We start from the raw sequence: 22,380 nt of genomic DNA, 5'->3' as shown, positions 1-22,380 counted from the left end.
CTGTCGCATTTCCAGCTCCCTCTGCCTGACGAATCACTGCCCCCCCTTGGGGAACAGCAGAATAAAATTGAGCCTGAAGCCCAGCCCCTCGGCACCGGCATCCGGGCTGTCGGCGTAATACCTTGGCCCTGCCTGGATCTGGTAAGTCTGGCTACCTACCGGGATTACCTTGGCCGCCAGCAGCCCGACCGGCACATTCCACTGCTCGGATTCCCAGTCGTAGGTAGTTTCCGCCTAGACGGTGATCGTCCACGCATCGAGCGTGGTGTAAGCGAAGAACGGCTGGATAAACGTGCTGTCCATGTCATCGCGGTTATCATCGCCGGCAAAGGACCAGATATGGTTTACCAGCGCACTAATGGTCCAGGGCCCCGACTGTTTCAGTACCACACCGGTAGGCCCGGCACCCCACTTCTCACTGCCCAATTGCGGTTCAGACGCGGTGGGCACCAGGAATACCGGACCGAGACCCCAGGTAATGCCACCTTCAGTGGGTTCCGCAGGGGAAAAGAACACGCTCTGCACAGTGTCCCCGGTGCCAGTCTTCCTGGGCGTCCCCGGGAGCACGTCGTCCTGGCGGATAATCGGGAAAATGGTGCGACTGACCAGGTTCCAGTCTTCGTTGAGGCTGACCGGGATGACCGGCTGCACATTCAGGCTGAAGCGGTGCCCCTGGTCAAAGGGCCCGACCTTGTGATCAAAGTTGCCCTGGAACGGGACACTGACCAGGCTCGATACCGGGTTGGCCAGTTGCTTTGCCAGGTCCTTCTCGTCCTGTGCCACCAACTGGCCAGCGCCCAGCAGTGCGAAAAAGAAAAATATGAAAGTTTCGGACAAGCCTGGCCGTGGCACGGTACTTCCTCCCACCTGGCCCCGGTGTCACATACCTTTTAAGGTTAGCCGCCGTAACCTCTTACTAGAGTCAACGCAGTGCCGGGAGCGAATTATGTGTCATCACTGGCACCTGCTGCCCGCCGGCAACCGGAACTGAATCCTTGCTACCAGGCAAATGCGGTGGGATAAGGAACCCTGAAAGGAATCCGGCGAATAGGGGATCAGGAGGAAGCAGGTGCAGGAACGCAGGTCTCCGCAGCGGGAGACCTGCGCAGGGAAGTTGCTAGAGGCGCTTAACGCATCCCGGTCAGCAGGTGACGGGCAATGATCAGCCGCTGGATCTCGCTGGTGCCCTCGTAGATGGTGGTGATACGCACGTCGCGCGCCATCCGCTCCAGCGGGTAGTCGCGGGTATAACCGGCACCGCCGTGCATTTGCAGTGCCGTGTAGCAAGCCTCGTTGGCTTTTTCCGTCGCATACAGCTTGGCCATGGAAGCGGCCGGACCGAAGTCCATACCCGCGTCTTTCTGCCAGGCTGCCTGTAACAGCAGCAGTCGCGCGGCTTCCATCTCAGTATATTTGTCGGCCAGCTGCCATTGCAGGCCCTGGAACTTCGCCAGCGGCTGCCCGAACTGCTCGCGCTCCTGGATAAATGCGCGTGCGCAGTCCAGCGCCTCCAGGCCGATACCCAGGCCCAGGGAGCCGATGCCGATCCTGCCGCCGGCCAGCTCACCGGCGGCAATACGGAAACCACGGTTCTCCTCGCCCATCAGGTTGGCGGCCGGGATGCGGCAGTCATCGAAGGAAACCTCATTGGTGACCGAGGCTTTCTGGCCCATCTTTTCCTCGGCCTTGCCGATCACCAGGCCCGGCGTGCCCGCCTCCACCAGGAAACAGGAAATCCCCTTCCCTTTTGGCGCTTCCGGATCGGTCACCGCCCAGACCACAAATACACCGGCGAATTCGGCGCTGGAGATATAGAGCTTGCTGCCATTCAGCACGTACTCATCACCGTCCTTCACCGCACGGGTACGCATGGCGGCGGCGTCGGAACCGGAGCTGGGTTCGGTCAGGCAAAAGGAACCGGCAGGATATTCACCGCTGCAGATCTTCGGCAGGTACTTTGCCCGCTGCTCCTCACTGCCCACCGCCTGGATCACCTCTGCCACCATATTGGTTACAGAGGTAGTGGTAGCGGTGGAAGCGCAGCCGCGGGCGAGCTCGGTGATCGCGAGGCTGAAAGCCACGGTACCGGCACCGGTGCCGCCAAAATCCGGGTCAATATTAATGCCCATAAAACCCAGTTCGGCCAGCTGCTTCAGCTTGTCCAGTAACAGCTCGCGATTGCCGGTGGCATCCAGCTCTGCCGCGACCGGCTTCAGCTCGCTGTCGGCGAACTGGCGGGCGGCGTCCTGGATCATCTGCTGTTCTTCAGTGAGGGAAAAATCCATGGGGGTACCTGCTTATCTTTATCGCTTTTCAGTTTCTCTCAATCGTTATTATTAACCCGCCAATTACATATTGCCGGGTTAATGCTGCACATGGATGTGCAGCCGCCGAGCGTAGCTCGGAGCAAGCCCCTGAAATACAAGAAGATCCGCGCATCTTTGCCAGTATTTCAGGGGCGCCAGGTCAATATTGCAGGAGCGGCCACTGGCCGCGACCGGGCCACGTATGACCGGGCCAGTATCGCGATCGGCGGCCGCTCCTGCGGGATTTACAAACCGGAATCATCAACGCTTCAGAAGCGCCCGGCGCAGGATACCCTGCTGCACGGCGACCCCGAGCATAATCAAAACCAGGCCAACAATGGTTGCCATCTGGATCGTTTCGCCCACCAGTAGCGCAATAAATACCAACGAAAGTGGCGGCGAAAGATAAATCAGGTTACTGATGCGCGCCGTGTTGTCACAGGCCATCAATGCCGCCTGCCAGAGCAGGAAGGCGATCCCCATCTCGAACAGGCCCACGTAGATCGCACCCAGCCAGCCGGCCAGGGGCGGCCACTGCCAGCCGCCCTGCCATACCAGTGCCACGGCCAGCCAGGGCAGTCCACACAGGAAGCTGAGCAGCAGGTTTACCGGCGCGCTGCCGCCGATGCGGGTATTCAGCAGCCAGAAACAGCACCAGATCAGGGTGCTGAACAGCGCCAGCCCCACACCCAGCGGGTCGGCAAAATCCAGGGCCAGGAGATCCCCGCCGGTGGCAATCACCACTACCCCGCTGTAGCACACCAGTGCCGCCACCAGGTCCTGGGTCCGCAATTGCTGCTTGAGCACCGGCACCGACAACAGGGCCAGCAATACCCCCCAGGTGTAATTGAGTGGCAAAACCTGCTGGGCCGGCAGCAGGTCGTAGGCCGTGAACAGCACCAGGTAATAAAGGAAGGGATTACAGAATCCCAGCCCCAGGTACCAGCGCCAGTTCTGGCGCCACGCCAGTCGCAGCTCGCCCCAGCGCCCTTCTTTCGTGACCACTGCGCCCATCACCAGCGTGGACACCACCGCAGCGATGCTTACCAGTTGCAGCGGTGACACGAACTTCAGGGAAATCTTGAAGGCGCTGGCCACCGTAGACCAGCACAGGACGGCGGCCAGGGCGAGCAGGACAGCGCGACGGTTATCCGGGGATGACGAATCGGTCATTCAGACTACTTTGTTCCGGGGTGTGGCGGGAGTGACAGGTGCAGGTGGCGGGCCCGCCATCGGCGGGCGATCCCGCCCTAGCGCTTGGCGGAGGATTTGGCCTTTTTCGGCTCGGGATCCGGCACCGCCACGGCGGTATCGGTCTTCACTTCCTCTATAACTACATAGGTGTGGGTCTCGCGGACCCCGGGGACCGAGGCCAGCTTCTCGCCCAGGAAGCGGCGATAGCCAAGCATATCCTTGATACGGATCTTGATCAGGTAGTCGAAGCCGCCGGCCACCATGTGGCACTCCTGCACCTCTTCCAGGCTGGAGACATGGCTGTTGAAGGCTTCCAGGGCCTCGGTGGCTGTATCGGTCAGGGTCACCTGGACATAGACCACCAGGCCGGCATGGACCTTGAGCGGGTCCAGCAGCGCCACGTAGTCGCGGATAAAGCCCTCACGCTCCAGGCGCTTGACCCGCTCCAGGCAGGGGGTGGGGCTGAGATTTACCCGCCGGGCCAGCTCCACATTGGGCAGGCGACCTTCGCGCTGCAGGATGCGCAGAATCTGGCGGTCGATACGGTCAAGGTCTTCCATCTGACGAGACATAGCAACATACCCTACTGGTGATCGTGCAAATAGGCGCTACATTTAACCACAACTGTTTGCAAAATGGCGATTAATTCTGAGGAAAATCGCACATAATCCGACTTTTCTTCTGGTCCAATTTAGAGCTTTGGAGTCATCATGCCAACACAATTCGCCGGAGACCTGCACAGCGCGCGCGAAAAGTCCCGCCAGTACCTGCATGCCGACGAAAACCAGTGTGTGAGCGAGCTGCTGGCAGCACCGCGCCCCAGCGACACACTGCGGCAGAAAATCCTCGCCACCAGCCGTGAACTGGTGGTGGAGTCCCGCAAAGAGCGCAGCAAGCGCGGCACCCTGGATGCCTTCCTGCAGCAATTCGGCCTCTCGAATAAAGAGGGCGTGGCGCTGATGTGCCTGGCCGAGTCCCTGCTGCGGGTTCCGGATGCGGATACTGCCGACAAACTGATCGCCGAGAAAGTGCATTCCGGCAATTGGGCCAGCCACCGTGGCCAATCTGACTCCCTGTTCGTGAACGCCTCCACCTGGGGCCTGATGCTGACCGGCAATATCGTCGAGCTGGACCCGGATATCACCGAGCAGCCCTCTCACTGGATGAAGCGCCTGGTCAGCCGTATGGGCGAGCCCATGGTGCGTACCTCCATGATGCAGGCCATGAAGATCATGGGTGGCCAGTATGTACTGGGCCGCACCATCGAGGAGGCACTGAAGCGCGGCCCGGCGGAAAACCAGCCCGGTACCCGCTTCTCCTTCGACATGCTGGGCGAAGGTGCCCGTACCATGGCCGACGCCAAACGCTACTTTGACGCCTACATGATGGCCATCGAGGCCATCGGCAAGAACAATGACAAGCGCGACGTGGTGGAGGCCAACGGCATCTCCATCAAGCTGTCCGCCCTCCACCCCCGCTACAGCGTACTGCAGCGCGAGCGCGTGATGACCGAGCTGTTGCCCCGGGTAAAAGAGCTGTGCGTCGCTGCCGCCAAATACGATATGGGCCTGAACATCGACGCCGAGGAAGCCGAGCGCCTGGACGTTTCCCTGGATATCTTCGAGGAACTTGCCCGCGCGCCGGAGCTGGGCAACTGGCAGGGCCTGGGCTTTGTACTGCAGGCCTACCAGAAGCGCGCTCCCCATGTGGCCGACTGGCTGATTGCACTGGGCCGCGACACTGGCCGCAAGATCATGGTACGGCTGGTGAAAGGGGCCTACTGGGACACCGAGATCAAGCACGCCCAGCAGATGGGCCTCACCGACTACCCGGTATACACCCGCAAATCTCACACCGACCTGTCCTACCAGGTCTGCGCCAAGAAGCTGCTGGATAACCGCGATGCGGTCTACCCGCAGTTCGCGACCCACAACGCCTACACCGTGGGCCTGATCCTGGAGCTGGCCGGCGACGCCAACAACTACGAGTTCCAGCGCCTGCACGGCATGGGGCACCTGCTGTTCGCACAGGTGGAAAAAGTACATGGCAAGCGCGTCCCGGTACGCGTCTACGCTCCCGTGGGCGCCCACAAGGACCTGCTGCCCTACCTGGTCCGTCGCCTGCTGGAAAACGGCGCCAACAGCTCCTTCGTAAACCGCTTTATGGACGAGAAAACACCAATCGAGGAACTTGTGCAGGACACCATCGAACAGAGTGAAAACGCCAAACCCTTCCGCCACCCGCAGATCCCGGTACCGGAAGACATTTACCTGGGCGGCGAACCGTTGCCCCGCAAGAACTCCCACGGCATCGAACTGACCGACCCGGTGGCGGTAGAGCCGTTGCTGCACAGCGTCGAGAAACTCAAGGGCAAGCAGTTCAAGGGCGGCCCGATTATCAGTGGCAAGATGGGCAAGGCCGATGAGCCGGTCCACAACCCCGCTACCGGCGAGGTAATCGGCCATACCGCCAACGCGGACAAGCACCAGATCGACGCGGCCTACCAGGCAGCCACCGAGGCACAGATTGCCTGGGATCGCCTGGGCGGCAACGAGCGCGCGAAAATCCTCGACCGCATCGCCGACCTGTACGAGGAGCACCTCAACGACCTTACCGCGCTGATCTGCCTGGAGGCGGGCCGCACCCTGAATGATGGTATTTCCGAGGTGCGTGAGGCGGTGGACTTCTGCCGTTACTACGGCAACGGTGCCCGCCGCCACTTCAGCGAGCCGCAGGAACTGCCCGGCCCCACCGGCGAGAGCAACGAGCTGTACCTGACCGGCCGCGGCGTGTTTGTGGCCATCAGCCCGTGGAACTTCCCGCTGGCGATTTTCACCGGCCAGGTGGTGGCGGCACTGGCAGCAGGTAATGCTGTCCTGGCCAAGCCCGCCGAACAGACCCCGCTGATCGCTGCCCGCGCCATCGAGCTGATGCACGAGGCCGGCGTGCCGAAGGAAGTGCTGCACCTGATCACCGGCACCGGTGCCGCGGTGGGCGCATCACTGATCGAAGACCCGCGCCTGTCCGGTGTGGCTTTTACCGGTTCCACCGAAACCGCACGCCTGATCAACAAGCAACTGGCCAACAAAGAGGGCCCGATTATCCCGCTGATCGCGGAAACCGGCGGCCAGAACGTGATGATCGTGGACTCCACCGCGCTGCCCGAGCAGGTAGTGGACGATGTTATCCAGTCTGCCTTCCTCAGTGCCGGCCAGCGCTGCTCCGCCCTGCGTATCCTGTGCGTCCAGGACGTGATTGCGGACAACCTGCTGAAGATGCTCAAGGGCGCCTGTGAAGAGCTGACCCTGGGCGATCCGTCACAGCTGTCCACCGACATCGGCCCGGTAATCGACGAAAAAGCCCTGGGTATGCTGGAGAAGCATCGGGAGCGCATGGCCGGCGAAGCCAAGCCGCTGTTCGCCTTTGACCGTGACAAGGTGCCGGCGAAAGGCACTTTCTTCGGCCCGCAGGTGGTCGAGATCGAGGATTTCTCCGTGCTCGAGCGTGAGGTGTTTGGTCCCTTCCTGCACGTTGTGCGCTTCAAGGCAGGTGAACTCGAAGATGTGATCCGTCGCATCAATGCCACCGGCTACGGACTGACTTTCGGCCTGCACTCCCGCATCGAGGGACGTGCGGGCGCGGTATTCAAGCGCGTGAATGTGGGCAACACCTACGTCAACCGCGACATGGTCGGCGCCGTGGTCGGGGTCAACCCGTTCGGTGGCCAGGGACTGTCCGGCACCGGCCCCAAGGCCGGCGGCCCGCACTACCTGTTCCGCTTTGCCGACGAGAAGACCAAGACCATCAATACCGTGGCTACCGGCGGCAACACGCAGTTGTTCTCCCTGGCCCAGTAAGGCCAATCGGATTCCGGGGAAACCGCGGCCTGCGGTGCTCCCGGGAATTCGTTCCCGATCGCGACCAGCGGCCGCTTCTGTCACGGCGTGGAGGGTTCATTTCTGGATCCAGGCCTCGCCCGCGGGAGCGGCAGTTGGCCGCAATCGTAATAACCCCGCCCCCTTTGTATTCACCGCCATGGGCCGCCCCACGGCTGGCGCCTATTTGCACCCTCCTACAATCTTCAGGGTAATCCCACCGTATTCCTGTAGGAGCAGCCCACGGCCGCGATGGATCGGGTGATGCAGATAGCTTTTCCAGCAGCCAAAAAAAGAGCCGGGCGACTGCCCGGCTCAAGCCAAGTCCTGTGAGATTGCCGAATATCAACAGGCTGTGTTGATTCTTTGACCGCCAGTGCGGCAGAAAGATCAAAAAAAGATCAATTCAATACACGATATCCGCGACCGCGCAGACAATTCCTGACGATGCGACCTTCTTCGCTATAGGAACTACCCACTCCGGAAACGCCGCCCAGCAGTGCACCGGCACCGGCTCCGGCCGCAGCCGCACTACTGGAGTCGCCGACGATTGCACCCAGCGCGCCGCCCAGCAGCGCGCCACCGGCAGCGCGGGTTACCCCGCGGCGACCGGCATCGGCCCGGGCGTAATAGGCTTTCGAGCGACAGTCCGCCAGGTCGAGCTGGTACTGGCGCATATTGACGCCATAAGTATCGATTACCACGCCACCGGCCCCCGGAACCTGCTCCTGGGTGACACAGCCGGCAGCCAGAATGGCGCTGAGCCCTACGACAGAGAGAAATGCAGACTTCATCGCGTTACCTCGGTTGAAGAGTTGACGCCTGCCACCGTGCGCACGGTTTATCCCGCGCGGCGCGGCCAGCGCAAACATGTCGCCTCTTTCCACTTAGGTTTAGCTGCAAGTCGAAGTGTGCGCCAGTCGGCGCCGAAAATTTTTTTGACCGGGAGGTACCAGTTATTTCCCCGCAAGCGGAAATCCCCCGGGGGACGGGGCGTGCAGGGCATGGGGCTGGACATGGATAGAAAAGCCAGCCGCCTGGTCCTGGCTATCCAAGATAGCCAGGCCTGGTGTTGCTACTGGCTACTGCTGGCTACCGGTAGAAATAGTCGATACGCAGTTTCTGGCTCTCCCCCTGGTCATCGAGCAGATTCACGATCCCCTCGAATTGCCTGAGCTGGCGCTGTTCCGTCCCGTATACCAGGTAGAGATCGCCGGCGAACATGCGCAACAGTGCCTGCGCCAGGTCTACCCGCAGGCAGAGATTGCCCTGTTCCTCTCCCCGGCAATCCACCTTGCGCGCGCGCAGTTTTACCGCACGACCATGCAGCGGGGAGGCGAAGTTGAATTCCACCGCGTCACCGGCTGACAAGCGGTCCCAGTTATTGCGCACAAACGGGTCAAAGCCGGCATCGATCACATCGAGTTCACCGGCATCAATGACGTCGATCTCCCACCCAGCCGTATCACTCTCCCGGTAGCGCATTTCCCACTGGTCGCCCCGTCGCCGCACGATGCGTTCCTCGCCATGGCGGTAATCCTGCTGCACTACCTCCGGGCGCGGTGCATTGCGCGGCTTTTGGCCGGACGGGGTGATCAGGGTTTTCTCGGCAATACGGTGGCCCTGGGGGTTGTAGTAGAGGACCCGCGTGCGGTTGTCGCGGGTGGGCAGGTAGTACTCACAGTAGGCCAGGTTGTTATTGCGGGGATCCCGCGCCAGGCCCAGGGCCTGCACCTCACCCTGGTAACCACAGTGCGCGGCGGCGTTCAGTGCCACGGCGGCAAGGAGACTAAGCATATTCAACCCCGGTGAAAATCCGTCGGCGCGACAGCCAGGTGGTAAACGGCAGGAACAATGCCCAGATACATACGAGCACAATCACCGGGACGATCACTGGCTGGCTGAATTCCACAGTGCCGTTGAGCCAGGCACCAGTCCAGTAACTGAACGGCCCGAAGATACCCCCCAGCAATGCGGCAAGGATAGCGCTCTTCTGCAGGAAGAACATGCTATAGCGGAGCGCCATGGCAAAATTGACCCACAGCAGCAACAACCAGGCCGGCGGGAACGGTGAACCATCGTCATTGACCAACAAGCCACTGGAGAATACTGCGGTATCGATGCTGAAGCCAAGGAGCCACACCACCGCGATCCACAGCCATTCATTGGCCTTGTCGGCAACGATTCGCAGGTGCACAAACAGGTTGGCTGCGGTGAACGCGATGATAATCCATACGCTATCCACCAGCACACAGAGGGGCCAGGCAATATCGAAAAGGACAGCGTTTACGACAATCCGCCACATGACCCCGCCCCTTTACCGGCCCGTCAGGCTGGCAGCGCCTTGCAACGCGGCTTGGCAAAAACAAACTGTGCGGTGCTGATCACCCGCTCGAGAAATCCGCCCTCGCAATAGCACAGATAGAAATCCCACATACGGATAAAACGGTTGTCAAAGCCTTGGCGTCGCACTTCATCCAGGCGCTCAAAGAACGCATCCCGCCAGGCGGCCAGGGTTCGGGCATAGTGGAAGGTGATGTCTTCCAGGCCCACAATCTGCATATCGGTGTTGTCTGCAATATGGTCGGCTACTACCTGGTTGGACGGCAGGCAGCCGCCGGGAAAAATATACCGCTGGATAAAGTCCACCTGCTTGCGGTAGCGATCATAGCGCTGGTCCTGGATGGTGATGGCCTGCATCACCATCAGGCCATCTTCCTTCAACAGCCGGCTACAGCGGGAAAAGAAGTCCTTGTAGTACTTGTGCCCCACAGCCTCGATCATCTCGATAGACACCAGCTTGTCGTATTCGCCATCCAGGTCGCGATAGTCTTTCAGCAGCAGTGTCACACGGTCCTGCAGTCCCTCGCGCTCCACCCAGGCCCGGGCGTGCTCATATTGCTCCCGGGAAATCGTGGTCGTGGTCACCTGGCAACCATAATGCCTGGCAGCGTATACCGCCATTCCGCCCCAGCCAGTGCCGATCTCGAGCAGGTGGTCGTGTTCATTGAGATCGAGCTTCTGGCAGATACGCTCCAGCTTGTTCAGGGAGGCGTCCTCAAGGCTGGCACTCGCTGAAGGGAATACGGCCGATGAGTACAGCATGGTGGGGTCGAGAAACAGCTTGAAAAAGTCATTGCCCAGGTCGTAATGGGCGGAGATGTTTTTGCGCGAACCGGAGCGGGTATTGGCATTGAAACGATGCAGGATACGCAATGCGAATTTCTGCAGGAAGCTCCAGCGGGAATCCATATTTTCCAGCAGGGCCATATTGTTGACCATTAACCGGATCACATTGACCAGGCTGGGTGATGTCCAGGCGCCCTGCATATAGGCCTCCCCGGACCCAATGGTGCCGTTGAAGAGCACATGGGTATAAGTTGACTCATCCTGGACGCAGATCCGCGCAGACACCTCAGCCTGCTGTTCCGGCTCGCCGAAGCGATGCACTTCACCGCCCTCTTCCACCACCAGGTGGCCATGCTTTATTCCCGCCAGTTTTCCCAGCACCAGGCGCCGGGCAAGCTGGGTAATCCAGGTCGACTGACTCGAGTCTTCGACTCGACTGGCCTGGCCTGCTTCAACAGTCTTCATTCGTGTTCTTCTCCTGCATCGGCCCGAACGCTGCGATTCGGATGGGTAAACAACGGCACGCGCTTGAGCCACAACCTCAATGCCTGCCAGTAGATGGCAGTAATGACTTTTACGGTCATCAGGGGGTATCGGATTAGCGCAAGATTCAACGAACGCGGGGAGATTTCCTCGCGTTTCAGGCTGAGGGTGGCGTCGAAGACAGCTTTACCGTCCTGCAGGTTCTGCAGGAATATGGACAGGCGATCCGCGGGAGTGATACTGCGCCAGCGGTATGCCTGCCGCATCGGCATAAAGGGGGAAACGTGAAATGCCTTGTCGAAACTGCTTCTCTGCACTCTCGATATTCTTTCCGGTGTTTCGTCCGATGCCGCGTCGCGACAGTCCAGCACATAACTGTGACGCTCGTTCCACGGCGTGTTATGCACATCGAGCATTACCCAGCGAACGTCGCGGCCATCCCGATCGAAACAGTAATAGGTACTGATCGGGTTCATGTTATATCCAAAATAGCGCCAGTTGGCCAATACCCGCACCGGGCCATCCGGCCGCTCGCCGCACGCCTCCTCTACGCGCCGGCGTACAGCCTCACCGACACCCAGTACCGGATCCCCGAAGAAATCCTCCCGCCGGAAGCTTGCCGGGGCCCAGCGGCTGCGGGACCACAGTGGGCTCATGGCAAGCACCTGGTCCAGCTCCCCCAGGTCCAGGTACATCATGAACACCCGGTAGCGAAATCGGTGCTCCCGTGGCGCGAAACGGCGGTGCTGGACCCAACCGCTGTAGATGGCGCTCTCCATCAGAGCGTCACCCCGAATGCCTGGGCCACACGCAGCGCGCTGTTCACGCCATCCTCGTGAAAGCCGTTATGCCAGTAGGCACCGCAGAACCAGGTATAGTTCTGGCCATTGACCGCCTCCCATTGCTTTTGCGCCTGCATGCCCGCCACGGAAAACTGTGGGTGAGCGTATTCGAAGCGCCGGATAACCTTGTCCGGATCGATCATATCGTCCGCATTCAGCGTCACACAATAGGTCTGCTCCGAGTCCAGTCGCTGCAGGATATTCATGTTGTAGGTCAGTACCGGCAAACGGTCACTGTCACCCTGCAGGCGATAATTCCAGCTGGCCCAGCTGCGGCGACGCTCCGGTAGCAGCCGGGTATCGGTATGCAGTACCACCGAATTGGCCGCGTAGGGAATGGCTCCCAGCAGTTCCCGCTCCGCAGTTGTCGGCGCGTCCAGGCAGGCCAGCGCCTGGTCGGAGTGGCAGGCCAGCACTACCGCATCAAAATCCAACGCCTCGCCAGCCCCTGTCTGCAGGGTGACACCGTCGGAGCCGCGTATCACGCTGGTCACCGGCGTGGAGAGCCGGATGCGGCCGGCAAAGTCTTTCACCATCGGGCCGATATATTCCCGCGAACCGCCCTTGATCACCCGCCACTGGGGCCGGTTGAAGATATTCAGCAGTCCGTGGTTGAAAAAGAAACGCACAAAAAAATTCACCGAGAAGTCCAGCATCTGCGACATGCTGGCTGACCAGATGGCCGAGCCCATTGGCACCAGGTAGCGATTGGTGAATTCTTCAGAGTATCCGTTATCCCTCAGGTACTGGCCCAGGGAGAGTGCATCATCGAGCTTACCGCTACGCCAGTCGCGAACTGCCGCGCGATTGAACCGCACGATATCCCGCAGCATGCGCCAATGCCCAGGGCTGAGCAGGTTGCGCCGCTGGGCGAACAGGCTGTCCAGGTTGTTTCCTGCGTACTCGAACGACTCCCGATCGGAGCAGACACTGAAGCCCATGTCCGTGGGCTGGGAATCCACACCCAGCTGTTGCATCAGCTTGATAAAGTTGGGATATGTCCAGTCATTGAACACAATGAAGCCGGTGTCGATTGCCAGCCGGCGATCCCCCTCCTCCACATCCACAGTGGCGGTGTGCCCTCCCAGCCGATCGGCCGCCTCGAACAGGGTGATATCGTGTTTCTTGTTTAACAGGTAGGCCGCAGTCAGGCCGGAAATGCCGCTACCGACAATCGCAATGCGCATCCAGGTTTCCTTATTCTTCGAATAACCACCACAGCTGTTCCCGCTGTGCTGGCCTCACTTCCAATACTGTTGCAGTTGCACGTGCCGGCTATCGACCCGCGCCGGCCTGCTGGCGACGGAACCGATCCCTCTTCCGCCGCTTCGCCCGTTTACTGCCGGGCCGACAGGGACTGTATCCGCGTCATCCGGGGTGCGGAAAAGCGAAACCACAGCCAGCGGAAAAACCCGAAAAAGCGCAGCGGCCAGCTGAGCCGCCGGGGAAAATCAATTGTGCTTTTCCCCTGCAACAGCCCCTTCTCGATACAGGCGGCCGCCTCCTCCGGCGTCATCAGGAATGGCATATCAAAATCATTGCGCTCGGTGAGCGGCGTATCGATAAAGCCCGGCCGGATGTGCACCACCTTCAGGCAGGTACGGGACACGTCCGCCCGTAAGGCATCCAGGAAGTACCCCAGTGCCGCCTTGGAAGCACCGTAGGCCTCAGCACGGGGAAAACCAACCACCGACGAAAGACTCCCGACCCCGGCAAATACCGGCGCCTTGCTCTGCGACAGCAGCGGTAGGGCCTGGCGCAGGGTGTTAATAGCCCCAAAGAAGTTGGCATCAAACACCCGCCGGTAACTGGCGCTGTCCAGTTTCAGGCCGTCGTCGTACTCACAGGTACCGGCACAGGCCACCACCATATCCAGGTGGTCGGTAAGTTCAGCCAGCTCCCGGCCAGCACGGTCCATGCCCGCGTCATCACTGACATCACAGGGCAGCACGCGAATACGTGTGGGTGCCACCTTCTGCACATCCAGCAATGATTCCCTGCCCCGACTGCTGATAATGACGAAGTTGTTGTGCTCTGCCAGGCGCCGGGCCAGGGCTTCCCCTATCCCGGAACTGGCGCCGGTAATCCAGATGGTTTTGCCTTCGATTGCGCTCAAGAAAATCCCTCCTGTCCTGTGGGCATCAGTCCGCCGTCCTGGCCATACGGCCCTTGATGCCGCGCACCAGGGCGCCCATCAACGGCACATGCTCATAGACCATGGCGCCAACATCGTAAAAGTCCTCGTGGTAATGAATACGCTCAGCGAACCGGAGCAGACTGCAACCGCGCAGCTCAAGCGGCCGGCCCCCTTTCAGGGATCGATGGGCGTAGTGCATTACCCACGGCAGGCAGGCACTGCCACTTCCCTCGACCGCCTCGCCGAACTCGAACCGGCAGCTCTCCAGGCCCCGGCTCATCCCTTCGAAGTAGGCTCCCAGGGCGTCCAGGCCCTCAACCCGGTGAATCGGGTCGCAGAAAATGACGGATGGGTCATAGATACGACCCAGGCGGTCGGTATCCGCCTGGAGAAAGTCCCGGTAAAACGACTGCAACTCCCCAATCAGGCCACTCATGCTGTCACCCTGTTAAGATTTGCGGAATATTACGCCGATGGCCACTTATCGGATCATCCCCGAACTGATAGCCCATTTACATGGAAATTCCCATATAGATGGTGATCCACCCGCCGCTCGACCACGTAACCCGAGGTCGACAAACGTGGAAAGACCGATAAGATGGCTTTAGCAACACGGACAGACCCAAACGGAAACACTTTGCAGCAGACCCAGAGTCGCGATGATGACTGGAGCAAATTGCTCGTACTGGTGGGCTCCCGCCAGGACCGGGCGGCCTTCGAGCGCCTGTTCCACCATTACGCCCCCCTGATCAAGGGCTTTCATTACAGCCGCAGCGCCCAGGCGTTCTCCGCCGAGGCGGCGGATGAGCTGGTACAGGAAGTCATGTTCCGGGTCTGGCGCAAGGCTGCCAGCTTCGATCCCACCAGGGCCTCGGCCAATACCTGGATCTACACCATCATGCGTAACTGCCGCATCGACATGCTGCGGCGGAACAGCCGGCGCCAGGATGCCGACGGTGGTGATGTGGAAGTGGATGATATCTGGGATGACTCCCCTGAGAGCCAGCCGTTGCTGGTGCTGCAGCACAAGCGCAGCCAGCGGGACATCGCGGCGGGCCTGCGCAGCCTGCCGGCCGAACAGAGCCATGTACTGGAGAAGGCCTATATGGAGGGCAAGTCTCACAGTGAAATTTCCAATGAACTGGGACTACCGCTGGGTACGGTCAAGTCCCGTGTAAGACTGGCTTTAAAGAAGCTGGAAGCGATTTTGAGTAAACAGGGTGCATCATGATTCGACACCATCCCGACAACAACCTGCTGGTTGAGTACGCCTCCGGCAGCCTGCCCTGGGCCATGAGCCTGGCAGTGTCAGCGCACCTGCAACTGTGCCCGCAGTGCCGGAGGGAGAGCGAGCGCCTGAACCATATTGGTGGCGGCCTGTTGGATGACTGCGAACCCCAGGAAACCTGCGACGGAGCCCTGGATCGCCTGATGCAGCGCATCGACCACGAGGAGACGGCACCAGCCGAACCGGAACAGTGCGCCGCGCCCGCACCGCCCAGCAGGCGTTCCCGCAGCACCAGGGACGACCGCGACCCGGCCCTGGCACGCCTGCCGCGCGTCATCCGCAAGCTGGTGGGCAGCAACCGCCCGCTGAAGTGGCGCCGTGTGTCACCATCGCTGAAAACATCGCGGCTGGCTGCGGGCCAGGACAGGTACGAGGTTGCGTTCCAGCGCATCTGCAGCGGCGGCAAGGTGGTCGAGCACGACCACCGCGGGCGCGAAGTAACACTGGTGTTGTACGGTAGCTTTTCCGATGCCGACGGTGTTTACACCCCGGGCGATTTCCTCCTGCGGGAGCCCGGCGAGGTGCACCAGCCGATTGCCACCCAGGACCAGGAATGCCTGTGCCTGTCCGTGGTCGAGGCCCCCGTCCATGTGAAAGGTCCACTTGGCTGGCTGGTAAACCCGTTGCTGTCTTTCAGGCCGGCGTAACAGGCCATCCGGTTGTGCTGGAGCAGCAGCCCCCAGACAGCAAAACTGAGCAATAAAAAAGGCAGCCCGTATTGTGCGGGCTGCCTTTTTTTGTGCCTCTGTACAACCCCCGGGTTACGGTGCCTTCTCAGCCTCTGCCGGTGAACGGGTCATCACCGTCGCCCCGCCACGGGGCTGGAAGTCGCCGGAGGTAAACTGCTGCAGCAGTTGCTCCCAGCGATCGTGCACGGCCGCGTGCTTGCGCTCGCGCACATGGCCGTAGCCACGCACCTGCTGTGGCAGCGACAGGAGCTCCAGCGCGGCATCGTAGTTGTCCGCGCGCAGTCCCCGCGCCACTGACCTGACTGCCCCCGCCACCTGGCGAGCCCAGCGGCGCTCTTCCCGACGCTCACGGGTATAGCCGAAAATATCGAACACGGTACCCCGCAGTACCCGCCCCCTGGCGAGCAACGGCATCAGCTTGCCCACCCAGGGACCGAATACCATCTTGCGGATACGGCCGGAACTGTCTGGCCGTGCCAGCAGGGGCGGCGCCATATGGAAACGCAGCTTGTAATCACCGGTGAAAGTCTCCCGCAGCTGGCGCTGGAAATCCTCGCCGCTGTACAGCCGGGCCACTTCGTACTCATCCTTGTAGGCCATGGCCTTGAACAGGCTGAGGGCCGCGGCACGGGCCAGGCGCCCTCCACCATGCGGTACCGCCTGCTCGGCGCGGCGCAGCTGCTCCACAGTACGCGCGAAGACCCCGGCGTAGGAGCTGCTCTGGTACTCGGTAAGTTCGCCTTTCAGGCGGGCCAGCATGGCATCGAGGCCCTCTTCCGGCTCCTGGATCCGCACCTGCTGCTCGGGCACCAGCAGTCGATCCACCGCTGCCGGGTCGGCCGCCAGCAGGCGGCCGGCACGAAACGCGCGCAGGTTGTTTTCCACCGCCACGCCGTTCAGTTCGATGGCCCGTTCCAGTGCCGCATCGCTGATGGGCAGCAGGCCCCGCTGGCAGGCGTAACCCATCAGCATCAGGTTACTGGAGACGGTATCGCCGAACAGCGCCTGAGCATAACGGTTGGCATCAAAAGCGAAGTACTCGGCACACAGGGACTCAATACTCTCCTGGGTGGCATCTGCCGGGAATGCCAGCTCGTTGTCCCGCACAAATGCCGCCACCGGCACTTCTGCAGTGTTTACCAGTGCCCGGACCTTGCCGGCAGCCATTTTGGTCCGCTGGGCGGCTGCCGTGACCATGTCGCAGCCCAGGACCAGTTCTGCTGCGCCATCGCGAATGCGCGCGGTGGTAATGTCCTCCGGCCGCGCCGCCACCTTCACGTGCGCCACTACGGCACCGTTCTTCTGCGACAGGCCGGTGAAATACAGGGTGGTGCTGCCCTTCTCTTCCAGGTGTGCCGCCATCCCCAGCAGGGCCGCTACCGTCAGTACGCCACTGCCGCCTATACCGGCGACCAGGATGCTGAGGGGCTTCTCCACCTGCGGTTGCGGGGCCAGCGGCAGGCGCGCGATTTCCGCATCCAGGGATTCCGCCAGCGACTGCACCGGTGGCTTTTTTAGCTCGCCGCCCTCGACACTGACAAAGCTGGGGCAGAACCCGTCGGCGCAGCGCATATCCTTGTTGCAGCTGGACTGGTTCACCTGGCGCTTGCGTCCATAGGCTGTCTCCAGGGGCTCCACCGCAATACAGCTGGACTGCTCACTGCAATCACCACAGCCCTCGCATACCCGGTGGTTGATCAACAGGCGGGTCGCCGGGTCCGGCATCTGCTTTTTCTTGCGCCGGCGACGCTTCTCCGCCGCACACACCTGCTCGTAAATGATGGCGGTAACGCCCGCTACTTCGCGCAGGCGACGCTGGACCGCGTCCAGGTCCGCCCGGGGCACGACCTGCAATGCACCCGGCAACTCACTCCGGTGCTCGCGCCAGTGGTCCTCATGCTCGGTGACCAGCACCACTTCCCCGACACCTTCCGCCAGCAGTTGCGCGGCCAGCGTGGGCGCGGTGACCTCTCCATCAGCCGGTTGGCCGCCGGTCATGGCCACTGCGTCGTTGAGCAGGATCTTGTAGGTGATATTGACCTTGCTGGCCACCGCCTGGCGGATGGCCAGCAGGCCGGAATGGTTATAGGTGCCGTCGCCCATATTCTGGAAAATATGATCGGCGCTGGAGAAGCGGTGCAGGCCCACCCACTGGGCACCCTCGCCGCCCATATGGGAGTAGGTATCCGTGCGCAGCCCCTTGCCCAGCGCCATTATATGGCAGCCGATACCGGCACTGCCCAGGCTACCCTCCGGCAGTTTGGTGGAGGTATTGTGGGGGCAGCCGGCACAGAAAATCGGCTCACGCGCCAGCAGCCCGGTGGCTTTGGCCGGGGTATCGGCGCCCAGCTTCTGCGCCACCGGCAGCAGCTTCGCGGCCAGCTCGGTGTCTCCCAGCCAGCGGGCGATGGCCCTGGCCACCTGGTCCGGGCCAAAGCCCCAGATCGCCGGCAACAGGTCGTTCCCCGCCAGGTCTTTCTTGCCCACCACTTTGGGACGCTCGCCATCGGGCCAGCCGTACATCAGGTTCTTGAGCTGGTCTTCCACCAGCGGCCGCTTCTCTTCCACCACCAGCAGGCGTTCCATGCCGGCGGCGAACTCGCGCATGCCGCGCGGCTCCAGCGGCCAGCTCATGGCCACCTTGTAGATGGAGATACCGGCCCGCTGCAGGTCCGCCTCGGAAAGATTTAGCAGCTGCAATGCCTCCAGCAGGTCGCCGTGGGCCTTGCCTACAGTGACGATACCAAAGCGCTTGCGCGGCGCCTCAAGGACGGTCTTGTCGAGCCGGTTGGCATAGGCAAACGCCTGCGCTGCCGGCAGTCGCTCCTCCAGCATGCGGCGCTCGTACTCGAGCCGCTCCGCCGGCCAGTTCAGGTGCGGGTCGTAATTGAGGCCGTGGGGAGGAACAGTGAAATCCTCCGGCAGCACAAACCGGGGCAGCTCCGGCACAACCAGGGAGGCGCCACTTTCAACGGTTTCGGTAATGGTCTTGAAGCCTACCCACAGTCCGGAAAAACGCGACAACGCGATACCGGCCAGGCCGAGGGTCAGGTATTCGTCTATGGTTGCCGGGAACAGCAGCGGCATCATCACCGACTCGAAGATCTGGTCGGTGTTGTGGGAGAACATGGAGGATTCCGCCGTGTGGTCGTCGCCGCACAGCGCCAGCACCCCGCCCAGGCGGGAAGTGCCCTGTACATTGGCCTGGCGGAAGACATCGGCACTGCGATCCACGCCGTGCCCCTTGCCGTACCAGATAGAGAAGACCCCGTCGCGGGTAGCCTGCTGGCGATAGTGATCCAGCAGCTGGGTACCCCAGATGTTGGTGGCGCCCAGGTCTTCATTGATGCCGGGCTCGAAATGAATATCGCGCTTTGCCAGCAATGCCTTGTGGCGCCACAGGGCCTGGTCGTAGCCCCCGAGCGGCGAGCCCCGGTAGCCGGAGATATAGCCGGCGGTATTGTGGCCGGCACTTTCATCCAGCTGCTTCTGCATGATCGGCAGCCGCACCAGTGCGTCGATGCCGGTGAGAAAGACTCGCCCCTCGTCGCGGGTAAACGCGGCCTTGAGGGAATACTCGCGATCGAAGCCCAGCTCCTGGTCGCTCTCTACCATTGCCATGGGTACACCTGCTTATGATTATATCTATGCGGACAAAACTACCACCGCCTCCATAAGCAGGTCATACCAAATTGAGCGGGAATACGGCATAATACAGCCACAAGTCACCAAAGACTGCCGACTACCTGCAACAATTCATCAAATCAGGGCTCCCTGCGGACACATACGACGGCAGGATAATCAACCGGGAGCGCCGCCCTAAGAGAGAAGCTGCAACGCTATGGCCTACGTTCTGGACGCCATCGACAAGAAGATCCTGGAGATACTGCAGGAAGACGCCACCATCCCCAATATCGAACTGGCGGAAAAGGTGTGCCTGTCCCCCTCCCCCTGTTCCCGCCGGGTCAAGAACCTGCATGAACAGGGCTTTATCAAGCGAGCCGTCACCCTGTTAGAGCCCCAGATGGTGGGACTTCCTGTCAGCGTATTTATCCAGGTTACGCTCAACCACCAGGTCAAGAAGGAGCTACAGGATTTCGAGTCGGTAATTGAGCAGTGGCCGGAAGTCATGGAGTGTTACCTGATGACCGGCGATTTCGACTACCTGCTGAGGGTGGTGGTACCCAACCTGCAGGCTTACCAGGAGTTCCTCGACAAGAAACTGACTGAATTGCCGGGTATCGACCATATCAAGAGCAGCTTCTCCCTCAAGCAGGTCCGTTACCGCACAGAGCTGCCGCTGGAACAGCTGCTGGAGCAGGAATAACAATCCCGCCCGGCCATCCCCCACCGGGGTGGCCGGATTACGCCCCTGCCGGCCTGGCCGCCCCAGGCTCAGCGACGGAAAAGGTTCAGCAACAGGCTCAATACCACGCTGATCACAATCATCGAGGTGATGGGAATAAAGACCCGGCTGCGCCCCGACTCGAGACGGATATCACCGGGCAGCCGCCCAAACCAGTTGAACAGCCAGGGAGCGAAATGCATCAGCACCCCGATGGCCAGCAGGACGGCCCCGGCGAGCATAAACCAGCGCGACATAACCCCTCCTTTCCCCATATCCCGAATATCACTGCGGTCTCCCGCCTGCGCCCTGCAATTGCCAAGCAAAAAGACCCATTGCTACTATCGGTCACACCCCGTCACAGGTCAAAAACAAGGCTAACAACCATGCACCTACCCCGCCCCATCACCGCCCTGGTTGCGGCAATAGCACTCACCACAGTTTCCAGCAGCGGTTTCGCTACAACCCTTATTCATAATGTCAGCGGCTACCAGGCCACCGAGGATAAGCTCGAGCGCTTCCAGGCGCTCGCGTTTGACAAGGGCAAGGTACTGGCGACCGGGGATTACCCGGCACTGGCGAAGCAGTATCCCGACGCGGAAAAAATCGACGGCCAGGGAAAGACCCTGCTGCCCGGCCTGATCGATGCGCATGGGCACGTGCTGGGACAGGGGCTGCTGCAGCAGCGGCTGGAGCTTCGTGACCTGGGCTTACAGGAAACCCTGGACGCCATTGAAAAGTTTGCAGGGCAACTGGAACCGGGCGAGTGGCTGGTCGGGCGCGGCTGGAACCAGGTACTGTGGCCCGGCAAGGCCTTCCCCACCCGCGCACAGCTGGATGCGCTGGAGATTGACAACCCCATCTGGCTGCGTCGTATTGACGGCCACGCCGGCTGGGCCAACAGTGCCGCCCTGGAGAAGGCGGGTATCGACAGTGACACCCGGGCGCCCGAGGGTGGCGAAATCCATCGCCTCGATAACGGCGAACCCAGCGGCGTACTGGTGGACAATGCCATGGCCCTGCTGGAGAAAGTGATCCCGGCACCCTCGCTGCAGGACAAAAAAGCCGCTCTCGCCAAGGCCTTCGACCTGTCTCTATCGCTGGGCCTGACTGGCGTCCACGATGCGGGGATCGACCGGGAAACACTGACGGCCTATCGCCAGCTGGCAGAAGAGAAGGCGATCCCCCTGCGCATGTATCCGATGATCTCGGTAGAGAGCGACAACCTGCGCGAACTACTGGCAGCGGGCCATATCGGTAAGCCTCAGGACCGACTGTACGTGCGCAGCATCAAGTTATCAGCGGACGGCGCGCTGGGCAGTCGCGGGGCCGCCCTGATTGAGCCATACCACGACCGCCCGGGGGAAAGGGGCCTGCTGCTTTACCCCGAGGAAGAAATCCTGTCTCTGCTCAAGCTGGCCACGGACAATGATTTCCAGGTAAACGTGCACGCCATCGGTGACCGCGCCAACCATATCGTGCTCGACCACCTGCAGACACTGCACCAAGAGCACAACCAGAAGCCCTTCCGCCATCGCGTGGAGCACGCCCAGGTACTGAAGGTGGAGGATATTGCCCGGTTTCCGGCATTGAACCTGGTGGCCTCCATGCAGCCGATCCATGCCACCAGCGACAAGAATATGGCCGGCGATCGCCTGGGTGAAGAGCGTCTCGAGGGAGCCTACGCCTGGCAGAAATTCCTGGACCAGGGGACCCGAATTGCCTCCGGCTCCGACTTCCCGGTTGAGCCCGTCAATCCGCTCTACGGTATTCACGCAGCAGTGACCCGCCGGGACCGCCAGGGTATGCCCGCAAAAGGCTGGCGCATGGAGGAGGCAATGAGCCTCGAAGAGGCCCTGCGGTCTTTCACCCTGGATGCGGCATACGCGAGCCACCAGGAGCAGGTTACCGGCTCCCTGGAACCGGGTAAGTTCGCTGATTTTGTTCTGCTGGAACAGGATATATTCCGAATCGACCCGCAGGATATCTGGCAGGTGAAAGTGGCGGAAACCTGGGTGGAAGGCGAGCGTGTTTATCGCCGTGAGCAGTAATCACGAGACACCCATCGACTGTCGGTGGTCACCAGATCGCG

At 61.2% G+C, this 22,380-nt stretch carries 20 protein-coding genes; 5 read left to right on the top strand and 15 right to left on the bottom strand.

Features of this window, described 5'->3' with window-relative positions:
* Positions 1–33 precede the first annotated feature (33 nt).
* From LVE68_RS00485 to LVE68_RS00465, 5 genes are all read right to left on the bottom strand, one after another.
* On the bottom strand, positions 34–195 hold the full coding sequence (locus tag LVE68_RS00485; protein ID WP_232942128.1) for a hypothetical protein: 162 nt from the start codon (positions 193–195) through the stop codon (positions 34–36).
* Positions 196–234: 39 nt separating this feature from the next.
* On the bottom strand, positions 235–837 hold the full coding sequence (locus LVE68_RS00480; RefSeq protein ID WP_232942126.1) for a hypothetical protein: 603 nt from the start codon (positions 835–837) through the stop codon (positions 235–237).
* Positions 838–1,127: 290 nt separating this feature from the next.
* Positions 1,128–2,285, bottom strand: a complete 1,158-nt coding sequence (locus LVE68_RS00475) for an acyl-CoA dehydrogenase family protein (RefSeq protein ID WP_232942124.1) — start codon at positions 2,283–2,285, stop codon at positions 1,128–1,130.
* Between the two features lie 282 nt (positions 2,286–2,567).
* Entirely contained in the window at positions 2,568–3,479 is a 912-nt protein-coding gene (locus LVE68_RS00470; RefSeq protein ID WP_232942122.1) for a DMT family transporter, read from the bottom strand.
* 77 nt (positions 3,480–3,556) lie between these two features.
* Complete coding sequence (locus tag LVE68_RS00465; RefSeq protein WP_232942120.1) at positions 3,557–4,072, bottom strand: Lrp/AsnC ligand binding domain-containing protein; 516 nt, start codon at positions 4,070–4,072, stop codon at positions 3,557–3,559.
* Between the two features lie 138 nt (positions 4,073–4,210).
* On the opposite strand from LVE68_RS00465, the gene putA reads away from it, so the two are divergent.
* Positions 4,211–7,357, top strand: a complete 3,147-nt coding sequence (gene putA, locus LVE68_RS00460) for a bifunctional proline dehydrogenase/L-glutamate gamma-semialdehyde dehydrogenase PutA (protein WP_232942118.1) — start codon at positions 4,211–4,213, stop codon at positions 7,355–7,357.
* Between the two features lie 419 nt (positions 7,358–7,776).
* Here putA and LVE68_RS00455 read toward each other — a convergent pair whose 3' ends face one another.
* The 8 genes from LVE68_RS00455 to LVE68_RS00420 all read right to left on the bottom strand — a co-directional run bounded on the left by LVE68_RS00455 (position 7,777) and on the right by LVE68_RS00420 (position 14,402).
* Complete coding sequence (locus tag LVE68_RS00455) at positions 7,777–8,169, bottom strand: glycine zipper family protein (protein WP_232942116.1); 393 nt, start codon at positions 8,167–8,169, stop codon at positions 7,777–7,779.
* A 298-nt stretch (positions 8,170–8,467) separates the two neighbouring features.
* Positions 8,468–9,172, bottom strand: a complete 705-nt coding sequence (locus tag LVE68_RS00450) for a hypothetical protein (RefSeq protein ID WP_232942114.1) — start codon at positions 9,170–9,172, stop codon at positions 8,468–8,470.
* Positions 9,165–9,680: a DUF2878 domain-containing protein gene (locus LVE68_RS00445; RefSeq protein WP_232942112.1), complete on the bottom strand. Its 516-nt coding sequence runs from the start codon at positions 9,678–9,680 to the stop codon at positions 9,165–9,167. Before LVE68_RS00445 ends, LVE68_RS00450 begins: the two co-directional genes overlap by 8 nt.
* 23 nt (positions 9,681–9,703) lie before the next feature.
* Positions 9,704–10,969 (bottom strand): SAM-dependent methyltransferase, encoded by a 1,266-nt coding sequence (locus LVE68_RS00440; RefSeq protein ID WP_232942110.1) that lies wholly within the window; start codon positions 10,967–10,969, stop codon positions 9,704–9,706.
* Positions 10,966–11,766, bottom strand: a complete 801-nt coding sequence (locus tag LVE68_RS00435; RefSeq protein ID WP_232942108.1) for a DUF1365 domain-containing protein — start codon at positions 11,764–11,766, stop codon at positions 10,966–10,968. The genes LVE68_RS00440 and LVE68_RS00435 overlap by 4 nt, the downstream gene beginning before the upstream one ends.
* Entirely contained in the window at positions 11,766–13,016 is a 1,251-nt protein-coding gene (locus tag LVE68_RS00430; protein WP_232942106.1) for an NAD(P)/FAD-dependent oxidoreductase, read from the bottom strand. The genes LVE68_RS00435 and LVE68_RS00430 overlap by 1 nt, the downstream gene beginning before the upstream one ends.
* A 149-nt stretch (positions 13,017–13,165) precedes the next feature.
* Positions 13,166–13,945, bottom strand: coding sequence for an SDR family NAD(P)-dependent oxidoreductase (locus LVE68_RS00425; RefSeq protein ID WP_232942104.1), 780 nt, complete (start codon positions 13,943–13,945; stop codon positions 13,166–13,168).
* A 25-nt stretch (positions 13,946–13,970) separates the two neighbouring features.
* Entirely contained in the window at positions 13,971–14,402 is a 432-nt protein-coding gene (locus LVE68_RS00420; RefSeq protein WP_232942102.1) for a nuclear transport factor 2 family protein, read from the bottom strand.
* A 201-nt stretch (positions 14,403–14,603) separates the two neighbouring features.
* Here LVE68_RS00420 and LVE68_RS00415 point away from each other — a divergent pair, with 201 nt between their 5' ends.
* Together LVE68_RS00415 and LVE68_RS00410 are read left to right on the top strand one after the other, a co-directional pair.
* Positions 14,604–15,197: a sigma-70 family RNA polymerase sigma factor gene (locus tag LVE68_RS00415; protein ID WP_232942100.1), complete on the top strand. Its 594-nt coding sequence runs from the start codon at positions 14,604–14,606 to the stop codon at positions 15,195–15,197.
* Complete coding sequence (locus LVE68_RS00410; RefSeq protein ID WP_232942098.1) at positions 15,194–15,901, top strand: ChrR family anti-sigma-E factor; 708 nt, start codon at positions 15,194–15,196, stop codon at positions 15,899–15,901. The genes LVE68_RS00415 and LVE68_RS00410 overlap by 4 nt, the downstream gene beginning before the upstream one ends.
* Positions 15,902–16,015: 114 nt before the next feature.
* Here the strand turns inward: LVE68_RS00410 and LVE68_RS00405 are convergent, their stop codons facing one another.
* Positions 16,016–19,564, bottom strand: coding sequence for an indolepyruvate ferredoxin oxidoreductase family protein (locus LVE68_RS00405; protein WP_232942096.1), 3,549 nt, complete (start codon positions 19,562–19,564; stop codon positions 16,016–16,018).
* 220 nt (positions 19,565–19,784) lie between these two features.
* On the opposite strand from LVE68_RS00405, the gene LVE68_RS00400 reads away from it, so the two are divergent.
* Positions 19,785–20,270, top strand: coding sequence for an Lrp/AsnC family transcriptional regulator (locus LVE68_RS00400; protein ID WP_232942094.1), 486 nt, complete (start codon positions 19,785–19,787; stop codon positions 20,268–20,270).
* A gap of 68 nt (positions 20,271–20,338) precedes the next feature.
* Here LVE68_RS00400 and LVE68_RS00395 read toward each other — a convergent pair whose 3' ends face one another.
* Positions 20,339–20,545, bottom strand: coding sequence for a DUF2905 domain-containing protein (locus LVE68_RS00395; protein ID WP_232942092.1), 207 nt, complete (start codon positions 20,543–20,545; stop codon positions 20,339–20,341).
* Positions 20,546–20,674: 129 nt separating this feature from the next.
* Here LVE68_RS00395 and LVE68_RS00390 point away from each other — a divergent pair, with 129 nt between their 5' ends.
* On the top strand, positions 20,675–22,339 hold the full coding sequence (locus tag LVE68_RS00390; RefSeq protein ID WP_232942090.1) for an amidohydrolase: 1,665 nt from the start codon (positions 20,675–20,677) through the stop codon (positions 22,337–22,339).
* Positions 22,340–22,380: the final 41 nt, after the last annotated feature.

Origin of the sequence: Microbulbifer sp. YPW16 (assembly GCF_021290385.1) — a bacterium.
In the GTDB taxonomy this organism is placed as follows: domain Bacteria; phylum Pseudomonadota; class Gammaproteobacteria; order Pseudomonadales; family Cellvibrionaceae; genus Microbulbifer; species Microbulbifer zhoushanensis.
The sequence above is the reverse complement of the archived record's forward strand: the minus strand, read 5'-3'. Positions and strand labels throughout refer to the sequence as shown.